The 16,888-nt window shown below is 62.5% G+C and carries 11 protein-coding genes; 9 read left to right on the top strand and 2 right to left on the bottom strand.

Going from position 1 to position 16,888, the window contains the following annotated elements:
- Positions 1–18 precede the first annotated feature (18 nt).
- The 6 genes from glgB to bglA all read left to right on the top strand — a co-directional run bounded on the left by glgB (position 19) and on the right by bglA (position 10,454).
- Positions 19–2,232, top strand: a complete 2,214-nt coding sequence (gene glgB / locus RPF88_RS14240) for a 1,4-alpha-glucan branching protein GlgB (protein WP_337122645.1) — start codon at positions 19–21, stop codon at positions 2,230–2,232.
- A gap of 51 nt (positions 2,233–2,283) precedes the next feature.
- Positions 2,284–3,549, top strand: coding sequence for a glucose-1-phosphate adenylyltransferase (gene glgC / locus RPF88_RS14235; protein ID WP_013532699.1), 1,266 nt, complete (start codon positions 2,284–2,286; stop codon positions 3,547–3,549).
- 3 nt (positions 3,550–3,552) lie between these two features.
- A complete protein-coding gene (glgA, locus tag RPF88_RS14230; RefSeq protein ID WP_013532698.1) occupies positions 3,553–4,998 on the top strand; it encodes a glycogen synthase GlgA in 1,446 nt (481 codons plus the stop codon).
- Positions 4,999–5,001: 3 nt separating this feature from the next.
- Complete coding sequence (locus RPF88_RS14225; RefSeq protein WP_013532697.1) at positions 5,002–6,630, top strand: alpha-D-glucose phosphate-specific phosphoglucomutase; 1,629 nt, start codon at positions 5,002–5,004, stop codon at positions 6,628–6,630.
- 199 nt (positions 6,631–6,829) lie between these two features.
- Positions 6,830–8,845, top strand: a complete 2,016-nt coding sequence (gene glgX, locus RPF88_RS14220) for a glycogen debranching protein GlgX (protein WP_013532696.1) — start codon at positions 6,830–6,832, stop codon at positions 8,843–8,845.
- On the top strand, positions 8,832–10,454 hold the full coding sequence (gene bglA / locus RPF88_RS14215; RefSeq protein ID WP_013532695.1) for a beta-galactosidase BglA: 1,623 nt from the start codon (positions 8,832–8,834) through the stop codon (positions 10,452–10,454). The genes glgX and bglA overlap by 14 nt, the downstream gene beginning before the upstream one ends.
- Before the next feature lie 10 nt (positions 10,455–10,464).
- Here bglA and RPF88_RS14210 read toward each other — a convergent pair whose 3' ends face one another.
- Together RPF88_RS14210 and RPF88_RS14205 are read right to left on the bottom strand one after the other, a co-directional pair.
- Complete coding sequence (locus RPF88_RS14210; RefSeq protein WP_013532694.1) at positions 10,465–12,246, bottom strand: TadG family pilus assembly protein; 1,782 nt, start codon at positions 12,244–12,246, stop codon at positions 10,465–10,467.
- Entirely contained in the window at positions 12,247–12,660 is a 414-nt protein-coding gene (locus RPF88_RS14205) for a TadE family protein (protein WP_174299092.1), read from the bottom strand.
- Positions 12,661–13,072: 412 nt separating this feature from the next.
- Between RPF88_RS14205 and RPF88_RS14200 the strand changes: the two genes are divergently transcribed.
- From RPF88_RS14200 to RPF88_RS14190, 3 genes are all read left to right on the top strand, one after another.
- Positions 13,073–14,665 (top strand): peptide ABC transporter substrate-binding protein, encoded by a 1,593-nt coding sequence (locus tag RPF88_RS14200; protein WP_013532692.1) that lies wholly within the window; start codon positions 13,073–13,075, stop codon positions 14,663–14,665.
- A gap of 164 nt (positions 14,666–14,829) precedes the next feature.
- Complete coding sequence (locus RPF88_RS14195; RefSeq protein WP_013532691.1) at positions 14,830–15,753, top strand: ABC transporter permease subunit; 924 nt, start codon at positions 14,830–14,832, stop codon at positions 15,751–15,753.
- A complete protein-coding gene (locus tag RPF88_RS14190) occupies positions 15,746–16,870 on the top strand; it encodes an ABC transporter permease (RefSeq protein WP_013532690.1) in 1,125 nt (374 codons plus the stop codon). The genes RPF88_RS14195 and RPF88_RS14190 overlap by 8 nt, the downstream gene beginning before the upstream one ends.
- The last annotated feature ends 18 nt before the right edge of the window (positions 16,871–16,888 follow it).

Here is a 16,888-nt window from a genome sequence, read left to right as displayed (position 1 = left end):
GGGGAGGGACACTGCCTGATGAAGAAGCCGCGCGCGACCGCTGCGACAAGCGGGCCGGATGGACTGGCGCCAGCCGGCGATGTTGCGGCGATTGTTGCCGGCACGCACGGAGATCCCTTCGCCGTCCTTGGTGTCCATGAGGTCGGCAAGAGCCTGTATGCCCGGTGCTTTGTTCCGAATGCCGAATTCGTCACCGCCTACACGCTGACCGGCACCATCGCGGGTGAACTGTCCAGGCGCAACGATAGCGGCTTTTTCGAAGGCAAGCTCTCGATCAAGAAGCGGCAACCCCTGCGCTATCATGCCAGGAACGCCGGCGGCGACTGGTGGCTGACCGATCCCTATTCGTTCGGTCCGGTGCTGGGCCCGATGGACGATTACTACATCGCCCAAGGCTCGCATCTCAGGCTGTTCGATAAGCTCGGCGCCCATGTCATTGATCACGAAGGCGCCACCGGAGTGCATTTCGCCGTCTGGGCTCCCAATGCGCGGCGCGTCTCGGTGGTCGGCGACTTCAACGAGTGGGACGGCCGCCGGCACACCATGCGAGACCGCCGCGACACCGGCATCTGGGAACTGTTCATACCCGACATCGGTGCCGGACGACCCTACAAATACGAGATCATCGGCCCCGATGGTGTGAGGCTGCCGCTGAAGGCCGACCCGTTCGCCTTCAAATCCGAACTGCGTCCGGCTACTGCTTCGGTCGTGGCGGTGCCGCCGGCGCACGAGTGGGGCGACGAGGCGCATCGCAATTTCTGGCGCAATGCCGATCACCGGCGAGAAGCCATCTCGATCTACGAGGTCCATGCCGGCTCCTGGCAGCTTCGCGACGACGGAACGTTCCTGTCATGGGACGAGTTGGCCGACCGGCTGATCCCCTATGTGGTTGAGACCGGTTTCACCCACATCGAATTCATGCCGATCTCTGAACATCCCTACGACCCGTCCTGGGGCTACCAGACGACCGGCCTTTACGCGCCATCGGCCCGCTTTGGCGACCCGGACGGCTTTGCCCGTTTCGTCGATGGCGCCCACCGCGCCGGCGTCGGCGTCATCCTCGACTGGGTGCCGGCACATTTCCCGGTCGACGCGCATGGCCTGGCCAATTTCGATGGCACCGCGCTCTATGAACATGCCGATCCGCGCAAGGGTTTTCATCCCGACTGGAACACCGCGATCTACAATTTCGGCCGCCGCGAGGTGGTGTCGTTCCTGGTCAACAATGCGCTGTTCTGGGCCGAGAAATACCATGTCGACGGTTTGCGCGTCGACGCGGTCGCCTCGATGCTCTACCTCGACTATTCACGCAAGGCCGGCGAATGGATCCCCAACGAGAAGGGCGGCCGCGAGAATCTCGAGGCGGTCAGCTTCCTGCAGAAGATGAACAAGGAGGTCTACGGCCATCATCCGGGCGTCATGACCATAGCCGAGGAATCGACCTCATGGCCGAAGGTCTCGGCACCGGTGCATGAAGGCGGCCTCGGCTTCGGCTTCAAGTGGAATATGGGCTTCATGCACGACACGCTGGAGTATTTCTCCAAGGAGCCGATCTTCCGAAAGCACCACCACAACGACCTCACCTTCGGCCTGACCTACGCCTTCTCGGAGAATTTCGTGCTGCCGCTCTCGCATGACGAGGTTGTGCACGGCAAAGGCACGTTGCTTGGCAAGATGGCCGGCGACGACTGGCAGAAGTTTGCGACGCTACGCGCCTACTACGCTTTCATGTGGGGCTATCCCGGCAAGAAGCTGCTTTTCATGGGGCAGGAGTTCGCGCAGCGCCGCGAATGGAGCGAGGCGCGCGCGCTCGACTGGAACCTGCTTGAATTCCGGCCGCATCGCGGCGTTTGGCAGACGGTGCGCGATCTCAACTATCTCTACCGTTCGCGCCCGGCGCTGCATGGCCGCGACTGCGAACCGGAAGGGTTTTCCTGGCTGATCGTCGACGACAGCCAGAATTCGGTTTTTGCCTGGCTGCGCAGCGCGCCGGGCGGCAGCCCGGTGGCCGTCATTTCCAATTTCACGCCGGTGCCGCGCGATAATTATCGCGTGCCGTTGCCGACATCAGGCAAATGGCGCGAGATCATCAACACCGACGCTTCTGAATATGGCGGTTCCGGCAAGGGCAATGGCGGCATGGTCGAGGCACGGGCGGAGGAAGGAAGCATCGCCGCGACGATGCTCTTGCCGCCGCTGTCCACGATCATGCTCGAGCTCGTCGCCGACTGAACCCATCGACACTGAGTAACATGTCGAGATCGAGTACTTGGGAGGGTAGAAATGGCAGACTTGAAACGGACCCAGCCGCTGGCGCGCGATGCCATGGCCTATGTATTGGCCGGCGGCCGTGGCAGCCGCCTCAAGGAACTGACCGACCGGCGTGCCAAGCCGGCCGTCTATTTCGGCGGCAAGACGCGCATCATCGACTTCGCGCTCTCCAACGCGCTTAACTCCGGCATTCGACGCCTCGGCGTTGCCACCCAGTACAAGGCACATTCGCTGATCCGTCATTTGCAGCGCGGCTGGAACTTCCTGCGCCCAGAGCGAAACGAAAGCTTCGACATCCTGCCGGCCAGCCAGCGCGTCTCGGAAACGCAGTGGTATGAGGGCACGGCTGACGCCGTCTATCAGAACATCGACATCATCGAGGCCTACGGACCCGAATACATGGTCATCCTGGCTGGCGACCACATCTACAAGATGGACTACGAGATGATGCTTCGCCAGCACGTCGACGCCAATGCCGACGTCACCGTTGGCTGCCTCGAAGTGCCGCGCATGGAAGCCACCGGCTTCGGCGTCATGCATGTCGATGGCAAGGACAACATCATCGCCTTCGTCGAAAAGCCCGCCGATCCGCCCGGCATTCCCGATAAGCCGGAGTTTGCCTTGGCCTCGATGGGCATTTACGTCTTCAAGACCAAGTTTCTGATGGAGCAGTTGCGCCGCGATGCGGCCGAGCCGGGCTCGAGCCGCGACTTCGGCAAGGACATCATCCCCTATATCGTCCAGCACGGTAAGGCGATCGCGCACCGCTTCGCCAAGTCCTGCGTCCGTTCGACCGCCGAGAACGAGGCCTACTGGCGCGACGTCGGAACGGTCGACGCCTATTGGGAAGCCAATATCGACCTGACCGATATCACGCCGGAACTCGACCTCTACGACCGCGACTGGCCGATCTGGACCTATGCCGAATTGAAGCCGCCGGCAAAGTTCGTGCATGACGAGGATGGCCGCCGCGGTTCGGCTGTGTCTTCGCTGGTTTCGGGCGATTGCATCGTCTCGGGGGCTTCGCTGAAAAAAAGCCTGATCTTCACCGGCGCGCGCATCAATTCCTATTCGACGCTCGAAGAAGTCGTCATGCTGCCCGACGTTCATGTCGGCCGGAACGCAAAGTTGAAGCGCGTGGTCATCGACCATGGTGTTAGGATACCGGAAGGGCTGGTGGTCGGCGAAGATCCTATTCTCGACGCCAAGCGCTTCCGCGTTTCCGAAAAGGGCATCTGCCTGGTCACCCAGGACATGATCGACAAGCTGGGGCTCTGACGCATGCAGGTTCTGTCGGTCACGCCGGAAATTTTCCCGCTCATCAAGACCGGTGGGCTTGCCGACGTGACCGGCGCGCTGCCCATTGCCTTGGCGGCCAAGGGCGTGACCGTGCGCACGCTCATGCCCGGCTTTCCGACCGTCATGGCTGCCTTCAAGAAAAAGCGGGCGGTTCTGCAATACCCCTTGCTGCAGGGCGGCAAGGCCTCTGTCCATTCCGTCCAACTCGCCGGGCTCGAACTGTTCGTGCTCGATGCGCCGCATCTGTTCGACCGTCCCGGCGGCCCCTATGGCAATGCGACCGGCGTCGACTGGCCAGACAATTGGCGGCGTTTCGCGGCGTTGAGCCAGGTCGGCGGCGACATCGCCGGCGGCGCCATCTCGGGCTACCAGCCCGACATCGTGCACGCCCATGACTGGCAGTCGGCGATGACGCTGGCCTATATGCGCTATGGCAAGGCGGTCGGCGTGCCTTCGATGATGACCGTCCACAACCTCGCCTTCCAGGGCCAGTTCGGCGCCGGCATTTTCGGCGAGCTTGGCTTGCCGGCGGCGGCGATGGCGCTCGACGGCGTCGAATATTATGGTGGTGTCGGCTTCCTCAAGGCGGGCCTGCAGGCCGCCTGGGCGATCACCACGGTCAGTCCGACCTACGCGCAGGAAATCCGCTCGCCCGAATTCGGCATGGGCCTCGACGGCCTCATCAACATGCGCTCCAGCGATCTCCATGGCATCGTCAACGGCATCGACACCGGCATCTGGGATCCGGAAACCGACAAGCATCTGGTGTCCAACTACACGGGCAGCACGCTGAAGGCGCGCGCACCCAACAGGGCTGCCGTGGAGGATCGCTTCAGCCTTGAGCGCGATGACAGCCCGATCGTCTGCGTGGTCAGCCGCCTGACCTGGCAAAAGGGCATGGACATATTGGCGCTGGTGGTCGACGGCATTGTCGCGACGGGTGCGCGGCTCGCCATCCTGGGATCGGGCGATGCCGGTCTCGAAGGCGCGCTGCTTGCCGCCGCCGCCAGGCATCGCGGCCGCATCGGCGTCGTCGTCGGCTACGACGAGGGGCTGTCGCACATCATGCAGGGCGGCTGCGACGCCATCGTCATCCCCTCGCGCTTCGAACCGTGCGGGCTGACGCAGCTTTACGGCCTGCGCTATGGCTGCGTGCCGGTGGTCGCGCGCACCGGCGGCCTCGCCGACACGGTCATCGACGCCAATGAGGCTGCCGTCTCTGCCGGCGTCGCCACCGGCTTCCAGTTCGCGCCCAACAATGGCGGCGCCTTGCTGCACGCTATCCGCCGCCTCGTCGACGCCCATGCCAGTCCGACGGTCTGGGAATCACTGCAGCGCCAGGGCATGAAAGCCGATGTGTCGTGGGACAAGAGCGCGGAAAAATACGTCGAACTCTATCGTTCGCTGCTTTCGAAAAGGGTTGCCTGAAGCATGATACGGACCGTTCCCACCAAGCCTTATTCCGACCAGAAGCCCGGCACGTCGGGCCTGCGCAAGAAGGTGCCTGTCTTTCAGCAGGAGCACTATGCCGAGAATTTCATCCAGTCGATCTTCGACGCGCTCGACGGTTTCAAGGGCAAGACCCTGGTGATCGGTGGCGACGGCCGCTTCTACAACCGCGAGGTCATCCAGAAGGCCATCGCCATCGCAGCCGCCAACGGCTTCGGCAAGGTGATGGTCGGGCAGGGCGGCATCCTGTCGACGCCAGCCGCTTCGCATGTCATCCGCAAATACAAGACCTTCGGCGGCATCATCCTGTCGGCCAGCCACAATCCGGGCGGCCCGCATGAGGATTTCGGCATCAAGTACAATGCCGGCAATGGCGGCCCGGCGCCGGAAAAGCTCACCGACGCGATCTTCGAAAAGACCAAGGCGATTTCGAGCTTCAAGATCGCCGATATCGATCCGATCGACATCGACACAACAGGCACGGTCAAGGCCGCCGGCATGACGGTCGAGATCATCGATCCGGTCGTGGACTATGCCGCGCTGATGGAAAGCCTGTTCGATTTCGACGCCCTGCGCAAACTCTTCAAGTCCGGCTTCCGCATGCGCTTCGACGCCATGCACGCGGTGACCGGTCCCTACGCCAAGGAGATCCTGGAAAACCGGCTCGGCGCGCCCAATGGCACCTGCCGCAATTTCAAGCCGCTGCCGGATTTCGGCGGCCATCACCCGGACCCTAACCTCGTCCATGCCAAGCACCTCTATGACGAGATGATGGGACCGGACGCACCGGATTTCGGCGCCGCCTCGGATGGCGATGGCGACCGCAATCTGATCATCGGCAAGGGCATTTTCGTCACCCCGTCGGATTCGGTCGCCATGCTCGCCGCCAATGCGCGTCTGGCGCCCGGCTACAAGGCCGGTTTGAAAGGCATTGCACGCTCGATGCCGACCAGTGGCGCGGCCGATCGCGTTGCTGAAAAACTCGGCGTCGGCATCTATGAGACTCCGACCGGCTGGAAATTCTTCGGCAATCTGCTCGATGCCGACATGGCGACGATCTGCGGTGAAGAGAGTGCCGGCACCGGCTCCAACCATGTCCGCGAAAAGGACGGCCTGTGGGCGGTGCTTTTGTGGCTCAACATCCTCGCCGCGCGTGGCGAAAGCTGCAAGCAGATCGTCACCGAGCACTGGGCGACCTACGGTCGCAACTACTATTCGCGGCATGATTATGAAGAGGTCGAGAGCGACCGCGCCAACGCGCTGGTCGACGAACTGCGTGCCAAGCTCGGCTCGCTGCCTGGCACCAGCGTGCGCGGCCTGAAAATCGCCAGTGCCGACGATTTTGCCTATCACGATCCGGTCGACGGTTCGATCAGCGAGCATCAGGGCATCAGGGTTCTGTTCGAAGGTGGTTCGCGGGTCGTCTTTCGGCTGTCCGGCACCGGCACGTCGGGCGCGACGTTGCGCGTCTACATCGAGCGCTACGAGCCGGACAAGTCTCGGCACGATCTCGACACCCAGGCCGCCCTTGCCGATCTGATTGCCGCGGCTGACGATATTGCCGGGATTCACAGCCATACCGGCCGCCCCAAGCCGAGCGTGATCACTTGAGAGTGGCTGCGCGCGTTTCACCTTCTCCCCTTGTGGGAGAAGGTGGCCGAGCGAAGCTCGGTCGGATGAGGGGTGCTCCAGCTTGGCGCAAACCGATGTCCAGATCACTAACGCCGCGTTCCTTTCAACACCCCTCATCCGTCTCGGCGCTGCGCGCCGATCCACCTTCTCCCGCGAGGGGAGAAGGTGAGGCGCGGGCATGACCCAGCTCGGCGCCACAGTCACCCGCGAAGGCATCCGCTTTGCCGCCTGGTCGCAGGCCGCCCGTCGGCTTTGGGTCTCGATCTTCGACGAGCAGGGCATGCGGGAAATCGAACGGCTCGAACTGCAGCGGGAAGGCGAGGGCGTCCACGCGCTGTTCGTTGCAGGTCTTGGCTCCGGAACCCGCTACGGTTTCCGCGCCGACGGGGACTATGCGCCGGAGCATGGACTGTGGTTCGACCCCGACAAATTGCTGACCGATCCCTACGCCGTCGAGATTGACAGGCCTTATGCCTATGACTGGCGGCTGGCCGATCGCCGGGGCGAGGGGGGCGATACCGCGTCGCTGATGCCGAAGGCGATCGCGGCTGCGCTACCGAAGCCTGTGCAGGCTGCGCCGCCGCTCTTCCGCGCCGGCGGCCTGGTCTACGAAATTCCGGTGCGCGCCTTCACCATGCTGCATTCGGACGTTCCCGAAAAATTGCGCGGAACAGTCGCCGCACTTGCTCAACCGGCGATCGTCGAGCACCTGAAAAAACTCGGCGTTGGCGCGGTCGAATTGATCCCGGTGACCGCGTCGATCGACGAACGGCATCTGCCGCCGCTCGGGCTGCGCAACGCCTGGGGCTACAATCCCGTGACGTTCATGGCCCTCGATCCGCGCCTTGCGCCGGGCGGCATCATGGAACTGCGAAACACGGTCGCTGTGCTGCGCCAGGCTGGTATCGGCGTCATCCTCGACCTCGTCTTCAACCACACCGGCGAGAGCGACAGGCTTGGTCCCACGCTGTCGCTGCGCGGCTTCGACAACCAGGCCTACTACCGGCACACACCTGATGGCAGGCTGGCCAACGACACCGGTACCGGCAACACAGTCGCTTGCGACCATCCTGTGGTCCAGGAGATGGTCCTCGACACGCTTCGCCATTTCGTCAGGGATGCCGGTGTCGATGGCTTCCGCTTCGACCTCGCTCCCATTCTGGGGCGGGTCGAGGGCACATTCGATGCCGAGGCGCCGCTGCTGAGAGCGATGCGCGATGACGCACTGCTGGCCGATCGCGTGTTGATCGCCGAGCCGTGGGACATCGGCCCCGACGGCTATCAGCTCGGCAATTTTCCAGCGCCCTTCCTCGAATGGAACGACAAGTATCGCGACGATGTAAGACGGTTCTGGCGTGGCGACGCCGGCATGGTCGGCGCCCTGGCGACCCGGCTCGCCGGTTCGTCAGATGTGTTTGCCGCGAACGGGCAAGGCGCCAGCCGCAGTGTCAATTTCATCGCCGCCCATGACGGCATGACGCTCGCCGACATCGTGCGCTACGAGCGCAAGCACAACGAAGCCAATGGCGAGCAGAACCGCGACGGCCACAATGAAAACCTGTCCTGGAACAACGGCGTGGAAGGTGATGCGGACAACCCGGCCGTGGCAGCGGCTCGCCAGAACGACCAGCGCGCTCTGCTCGCCGCGCTGTTTGCCTCGCGCGGCACCATCATGCTGACCGCGGGCGACGAATTCGGCCGCACCCAGCAAGGCAACAACAACGCCTATGCCCAGGACAACGAGATCACCTGGCTCGACTGGGCCGGCCGCGACCAGGCGCTGGAGCGCTACACGGCGGAACTCTCGAGGCTGCGCCGATCGATGCCGGCGCTTTCCGACACAAGCTTCCTCACTGGCCAGCCGCCGGCAGGTTCGGAGATACCGGACGTCGCATGGCTTGCTGAGACGGGCGCGCCGCTCGATGAACAGAGCTGGCAGGATCCGCAGCGGCACCGTCTTGTCATGGTCCTGAGTGGCGCCAGCGATGACGACCGCCGTCTTGCGGTGCTTGTCAACGGCGATCGCCGGGCCTGCATGTTCACCTTGCCTGAACGAGACGGATTCTTCTGGGCCCCAGCTATCGAAGCGCCGGATGCGGCGGATATCTCGCGGCCAATATCCGGGCGGACGATGATCTTCATGATCGAACGAGCGCAGGCCGGCACAAGGGAGAAGCGCAATGGCGGCGAGTGACAAGAAGGGATGGTGGCGCGGTTGCGCCATCTACCAGATCTATCCGCGCTCCTTCCAGGACACGACCGGCGATGGCAGCGGCGATCTCGCCGGTATCACATCGAGGCTCGCCCATGTCGCCTCGCTCGGTGTCGGCGCCATCTGGCTGTCGCCTTTCTTCAAGTCGCCGATGGCCGATATGGGCTACGACGTGTCGGACTACTGCGATGTCGATCCGATGTTCGGCACGCTCGAGGATTTCGATGCGCTGGTCGCCGAGGCGCATCGTCTCGGCCTGAAGATCATCATCGACCAGGTGCTGTCGCATTCATCCGACAAGCACGACTGGTTTGTCGAAAGCCGCGCCAGCCGCGATAACCCCAAAGCCGACTGGTATGTCTGGGCCGATACCAAGCCAGATGGCAGCGCGCCAAACAACTGGCTCTCCGTCTTCGGTGGCCCGGCCTGGGAATGGGATTCTACCCGCCGGCAGTATTACATGCACAATTTCCTCCCCTCGCAGCCCGATCTGAATTTCCACAATCCGGAGGTTCAGGACGCGCTTCTGGAAACTGTGCGCTTCTGGCTGGAGCGCGGCGTCGACGGTTTTCGGCTCGATACGGTCAATTACTATGTCCACGACCGCTGGTTGCGCAGCAATCCACCCTTGGCATCAAGCGTCGCCGGCACCAACAGCGAGACCAACACCTACCTTTACCAGGAGCACCTGTTCGACAAGACGCAGCCGGAAAACCTGGCGTTCCTGCGCCGCTTCAGGGCGCTGCTCGACGAATATGACGACCGCGCCGCCGTCGGCGAGATCGGCGATGAAGGCCGCTCGCTGCAGACGCTCGCGGCCTACACTTCAGGCGGCGACAAGCTGCATATGTGTTACACCTTCGACCTGCTCGGTCCGCAGTTCTCGGCTGCGCATGTGCGTGGCTGCGTCGAAGCCTTCGAGGCGGCCGTCTCCGACGGCTGGGTCTGCTGGGCCTTCTCCAACCATGACGTGGCGCGCCATGTCAGCCGCTGGACAAGGCCGGACAGCGAGCCCGACGCGGTCGCAAGATTCTCGATCATGCTGCTCGCCTGCCTGCGCGGCTCGATCTGCCTCTACGAGGGCGAGGAACTCGGGCTGGAGGAGGCGGAGCTGGCCTATGAAGATCTGCGCGATCCCGTCGGCATCCGCTTCTGGCCAGGCGTCAAGGGCAGGGATGGGTGCCGCACGCCGATGGTGTGGGAGGCCGGCGCCGACAATGCAGGCTTCTCCACGGCCAGGCCCTGGCTGCCGATACCGGCCAGCCATCGCGCTCGCGCCGTTGACGTCCAGAATGCCGACACGGTCTCTGTGCTCGCGTCCTACCGGGCTGCGCTGGCCTTGCGCGGGGAGCATGAGGCGCTGATATCCGGCTCGATCCGCTTTCTCGACGCCAAGGGTGACCTGCTCGCTTTCATCCGCGACGGCGGCGGTGAAAGACTGCTCTGTGTCTTCAATTTCGCCGGAGGACCGGCCAATTGGCCGTTGCCGGGGGACATCGGAGCGGTTGCGCAGCTGGATGGCAATGCCGCGGTCGTCGAGACTGAGCTTTTGCTGCCAGCGCTCGGAGCCTTTTTGGGCAGGCTCGACTGATATCCCGACGTTACTGCACCAGCACGGCACGTCCGCATGTCGCGCCGGTGACCCGGACATCGGCCACGCCGAGATGCACGCCGAGCGTATCGAGTAGATTGTAAAGCAATGTGTCGACTGGTGCGGTCACGGTTTTCAGAAGCGTCGTCACAGCTGGCTTCACGGTGCCGAGCAACGCCGTTACGTCAAGCCCGAGGATACCAAGCGCATTGACGGAAAGCGACAACTTGTCGACCAGTGACGTTGTCAGCGTCTGGGTAATGTCCCGTGTCGGCGTCGTCTTGATGGTTTTGGCGGCGATCTCGGTTTTGTTGAAGACCAGGTTGGTCGGGCTGACGTTGGTGATGTCGGCACCCGCCGAACCCTTCACCAGTATTAGCGGGATTTTTAGCAGCAGCAGATTGAGGCTGACATCCGCGATGTTGGCGTCGGAGAACGACTGCGGGTTGCTGAAATCCGCGAAGGCGGTGGGGCTGTTATCGGCATCGCTGGCGGCAAGGTTCACCGCCGCGATGCCGGGCTTCGCGGCAATGGTAACCTTCAGGCTGTCGGGGCCGGTCGGGCAGTTGATGTCGGTCAGCTTGGCCTCGGCGTAGGCTACTTCGACATTCAGCGGCAGCTTGACCGACAGCAGGCTGATACCGCCGCCCAGGTTTGGGTTGCCGACGCCGACCGTGACAAGCAGCTTAATGCGCGTTTGCGCGGTGCGAACCACGGTGCCGGCTTCTCCAACCGCCAGCCATGGCGAGGATTGCGGTGGTTCGCCGATGGCGATGGCGAGCGTGGTCGACAGCACCCCGGGAATGGTGGCTCCGAGGGCGACGTCGACCTGTTTTGAACCGTTTGCCAGTCCGGCGGCGGCCGTCAGCATTCCCAAGGCGCTGGCGTCGACGCCGAGGCCGGCGGGCCTTTGGCCGAGGCCCAACTTGCCGACGGAGCCGAGATCGACCAGATGACTGAGCGGGATCTGGACCGTGCTGGTCGACTTGGACGCGATCGTCTGCAGGGCGACCTTGGCCGTGTTGCCAAGCCCAGGCACATTGGCCATGGCCGTGGCGATCTGGCCGACGGTCGCCTTCGATGCCAGCACATCCGAATACGAGACGCCGGTCAGGTTCAGCTGTGTGGCAAGGCCGTCCACGAAGGAGAGCACGCTCACATCCGCGGAGATCAGCGCGTTGTAGTCCATGACACTGAGCGAGATGTTGCTGCCGAGCAGTCCGCCGAGAAGCGCGTTGAGGATACCGCCATCGAGGCTGGCGAGCCTCGATCCGACCGAGAATGTCGCCTGTGGCGTCATGCTGGCGGTGGCTTGGGTGCCGATGACGGGAGTGGGGATCAGGGAACTCGCGAAATAGCGGGCGGGGATCTTCTTCAGGGTGACACGGACGGCATTGTAGGGGGTTATGCTGGCCTGGAAACGCTGGCCCACATTGGCCCCGGATGCCACATATCGCCCGGGCGTGACCGTCACGACGGTTTTGCCGACCGCCGGCTCGATCGTCTGTCCCGAGCTTTGAACGACAACCCCTGGCATGCCGTTGTCGGTCAGCGTGGTAACGACCGCTGTATTGACATTGGTCATGTTCGAGGCGGCGGTGATCGCCGCCAGATCCACCATTGCCTGCGCTTCGCGGCGCTCGGTGTAGATCGAGGCTTCGTCGATGGCCACTGCGGCCAGCGCCAGCGCCACCGGCGCGCTCAATGCCGCCATGACGGTGAAGTTCGCTTTCCTGTCACTCAGCATCAACCGGGCAAGCCGACCGATCCCATTGCACGCATGCAGCAGCATTCAAATGCCCCCGACCCTGATCGTTGACTGGCGCCTGATCGTGGTCCCGGGCATGGCTATGCCCGGGAAAAGGTTCCAGATCGGCAGGTTGCGGGCGTCGTATTGGATGGACACCACGAACTGGCTTCCATCGGCCGTGCTGTCGTTGGCCTGGTAGGTCAACTTGCTGACATCCACGAAGGGATATCCGCCGGCATTGTTGGTGACGAAGCTGGTTACGAGCGTTTGACGTTCGGTCTGGTTCAACCCGGCAATTGCCGTGCGGGCGGCATCCGCTGCGATCTGCTGGATCGAGTTGGCGGCGCCGAAGTATATACCGTATGCAACCATTCCGAGTAGAAGAAGAATGAAAATCGGTGAAAGCAAGGCAAATTCAACCGCAGAGGTACCGCGCTCTTCTTGAAAGTTCCGCATTAGTTGACGGATTTTGGGCAATTTACTTGCTCCGTTACTCATAGCCGCCGCGCGTCTGAAGCTCGAACCGTATAGAAGGTACTCGTAATGTAACCTCAGGTTGCTTAAGAACGCATTAAGACATTCCGGCAAACTGGCATGGCTCCCGATTCGCGGTGAAAAATAGCGTCGAGGTGAAGAAACCAAGTCAAGCTTTTGGTTTCGGCTGGTGTTTCAGCGGCCACACCATAGCTTTCGTCCGCCTTACTTTGGGTGACCCAGAGAGTCTGTTGAAATAAAAATTCTCCGCGTTAGTGTCTGGGCACGAGCCGCAGGACGGGAACCAGCGGCGCGCTCAAAGGGGTCAGATATCGGCTCCAGGGCGTCAACACTTAATAGGCGCGCCAACGGCGGCGCCGACAGGGAGAACTTCATGCTGAAAAACATGCTGAAGGCGACTGTGTTCGCCACGACGATGACGCTGGCCGCCGGGACGTTCTACACGCAGGCCTTTGCCGAGACCGTCTATAACAGGGGCACCGCCGCTGAATCGGAGTCGGTCGATCCGCACAAGACCTCGACGGTTTACGAAGCCAATGTCCTGCGCGACCTGTTCCAGGGCTTGGTCATGCAGGACCAGAAGGCCAATCTCATTCCTGGTGCCGCCGAGAGCTGGACGGTTTCGGACGACGGAACCGTCTATACGTTCAAGCTGCGCAAGGACGGCATGTGGTCGGATGGCAGCCCGGTTACGGCTGACGATTTCGTCTATGCCTTCCACCGGCTGGAGGATCCGGCGACCGGCGCCGAATACGCCTCGATGCTGTATCCGGTAAAGGGTGCGGAGGACGTCAACACCAAGAAGGGCAAGCCTGAGGACATGGGCGTCAAGGCGATTGACGCAAATACGCTGGAGGTCACGCTGAAGGCGCCGACGCCCTACTTCCTGGAGATGCTGACCCACCAGGCGACCTATCCGGTGAGCAAGGCCTCCATCGAAAAGCTCGGCGCCGATTGGATCAAGCCCGGCAATCTCGTTTCGAACGGCGCCTATACGCTGGCCGAATGGGTTCCCAACGATCATATGAAGCTGGTCAAGAACCCGAAATTCTGGGATGCGGCGACCGTCAAGTTCGACGTCGTCAACTACATCCCGACCGAGGACCGCTCTTCGGCGATGAAGCGCTTCGAGGCAGGCGAACTGGACAGCTACGACGACCTTCCGACTGAACAGCTCGCCGATCTCAAGACCAAGTTTGGCGACCAGATCCACGTTGGACCGTATCTCGGCACCTATTATTATGCGATCAAGACCGACAAGGCGCCGTGGGATAATGTAGAGCTGCGCAATGCCATCTCGATGGCGATCGACCGCGACTTCCTCGCCGAAAAAGTCTGGCAGAACTCGATGCTGCCCGGCTATTCAATGGTGCCTCCCGGCATCGAAGGCTACACGCCGGCAATGGCCAAATATGCGGACATGCCGCAGATCGACCGCGAGGATGCGGCCAAGAAGATCCTCGAGAAACTCGGCTATACGCCCGAAAAGCCGCTGAAGATGGAAATCCGCTATAACACGTCGGAAAACCACAAGAACACTGCGGTGGCGATCCAGGAACAGCTGAAGCCGCTTGGCGTCGACGTCACGCTGCTCAACACCGACACCAAGACCCACTACTCCTTCCTCGAGCAGAAGGGCAACTATGATCTGGCACGTGCCGCCTGGATCGCCGATTACAAGGATCCGGAAACCTTCCTCGGCATCTCGCGCAAGGCCAGCGGCAACAATTATTCGGACTACAACAGCCCGGCCTATGAAGCGGCCATGGACAAGGCGGCCGCCGCCGGGGGCAACCCCGAACAGCGCATGAAGGAACTGGCCGACGCCGAACGCATCCTGGTCGACGACGTCGGCCAGATACCGCTCCTCTATTACAGCTACCACGATATCGTCTCCTCGAAGCTGCATGGCTTCGTCGACAACGTGATGGACGTGCATCCGTCGCGCTTCGTCAGCAAGGACTAACCCTGGCCAAGCCACCGCGCCTTCCAGGCGCGGTGGCGATGGTTTGCCATCGCATCGGCCCGGGTACCGGAATTCGATTTCGGCAAATGTCGGTGCGAAGATTTGAAAGCTGGAGCGCGGCCGTCCAACTGGACGCGCGCGGCTCTGGATCAAGCGGGGCACCGATGCTGCGATACGTATTACGGCGGCTTCTGACCGCCATTCCAACGCTGTTCGTCATCGTGACAATGGCGTTTTTCCTGATGCGCGTCGCGCCGGGCGGTCCATTCAACCAGGAGCGGGGGCTCAGTCCCGAGATCAGGGCCAATCTCGAAGCCCAGTTTGGCCTCAACGACCCGCTCTGGCTGCAATTCGTCCACTATCTCGGCAATCTGTTGCGCGGCAATTTCGGCCCGAGCTACAACATGCCGGATTTCACCGTCACCGAACTGTTCGCCAAGGGGCTGCCGATTTCGGTCCAGCTCGGCGCCTCGGCGCTTGTCCTGGCGCTGCTGCTCGGTTCCGTGCTCGGCACCATTGCGGCGCTCAATCAGAACAAGCTTGGCGACTATACGGTGATCGCGCTGGCGACGGCCGGCAGCACCATCCCAACCTTCGTCATCGCGCCGGTGATCCAACTCCTGTTCGGGCTGACCTGGAGGCTGCTGCCGATCGGTGGGTGGGGCGATGGCGCTTTCATCAACAAGGTCGGTCCGGTGCTGACGCTCGCCCTGCCGCAGATCGCCATCGTCGCCCGGCTGATGCGTGGCTCGATGATCGAATCCTTGCGGTCCCACCACATCCGCACGGCGCGCGCGCTGGGCCTGTCCGACTGGTCGGTGGTGGTCAAGCATGCTTTGCGCGGCGCCATCCTGCCGATCGTCTCCTTCACCGGTCCGGCGGCGGCGGCACTGCTGACCGGCTCGGTCATCGTCGAGACGATCTTCTCCATCCCAGGCGTCGGCCGCTATTTCGTCGATGCCGCGCTCAATCGTGACTACACGCTGGTGATGGGAACGGTGGTGGTGATCGCCATCTTTACCATTGTCTTCAACCTGATCGTCGACGTCATGTACGCGGTCGTCGATCCGAGGGTGCGCTATGACTGACATCGCGGCCACAGTCGCCCCCACCGTCATCGGCCGTTCGCTCTGGGGGGATGCCTGGGCGCGGCTCAAGGCCAATCGCGCCGCCATGTTCAGCCTGTATTACCTTGCCCTGATCGGTGTCGTCAGCGTGTTCGGGCCGTGGTTCGTGCCGCATCAATACACCACCATCTATGCCGACTATGTGCGCATGCCGCCAAGCCTGTCAGCCTATCCGAAGGCCGACATGATCGAGACGGCGCTCACCGAAGCGATCAAGCGCATGCGGGTCGACATCAAGGAATGGCGGCAGGAAGGCAACCAGGTCTTCGTCACCGTCAAGTCGACCAGGCCGATCGACGATCGCAACATCCGCTATCTTGACCGATCCGATGCCTTTGACGACACCAAGATCGAGAGCAAGTCGCCGGACGGTCTCGAAGTGACGATGAGCGCCTCGATCAAGCAGCAATATTTCCTGTTCGGCACCGACAACACCGGACGGGACCTGTTGTCGCGCACGCTGATGGCCGGGCGTATATCGCTGGCCATCGGCCTGCTCGCGGGCGTCGTGGCGGTGGTCATCGGCGTGGTCTACGGGGCCGCTGCCGGTTTTGCCGGAGGCAAGGTCGACGAGGTGATGATGCGCATCGTCGACGTGCTCTATTCCTTGCCCTTCATCTTCTTCGTCATCATGCTGGTGGTGTTCTTCGGCCGCAACTTCGTGCTGATGTTCCTGGCCGTCGGCGCCGTGCTGTGGCTCGACATGGCGCGCATCGTGCGCGGCCAGGCACTGTCGATCCGCCGCCAGGAATATGTCCAGGCGGCGGAAGCCATGGGCGTCGGCCAGCGCGGCATCCTGCTGCGCCACGTCATCCCCAACCTGCTCGGCCCGGTGGTCATCTACATGACGCTGCTGGTGCCGCAGGTGATCATCCTGGAAAGCTTCCTATCGTTTCTCGGCCTCGGCGTGCAGGAGCCGATGACCAGCTGGGGCGTTCTGATCTCGGTCGGCGCCAAGAACATCGGCACCGCCAACTGGCTGCTCCTGTTCCCCGCCTTCTTCCTCGTCTCGACGCTGTTTGCGCTGAACTTCGTCGGCGACGGCCTGCGCGACGCACTCGACCCGAGGGATCGCTAAGATGGGGATCGCTAAGAT

The organism is Mesorhizobium sp. ISC11 (assembly GCF_037162595.1).
In the GTDB taxonomy this organism is placed as follows: Bacteria; Pseudomonadota; Alphaproteobacteria; order Rhizobiales; family Rhizobiaceae; genus Mesorhizobium; species Mesorhizobium ciceri.
The sequence above is the reverse complement of the archived record's forward strand: the minus strand, read 5'-3'. Positions and strand labels throughout refer to the sequence as shown.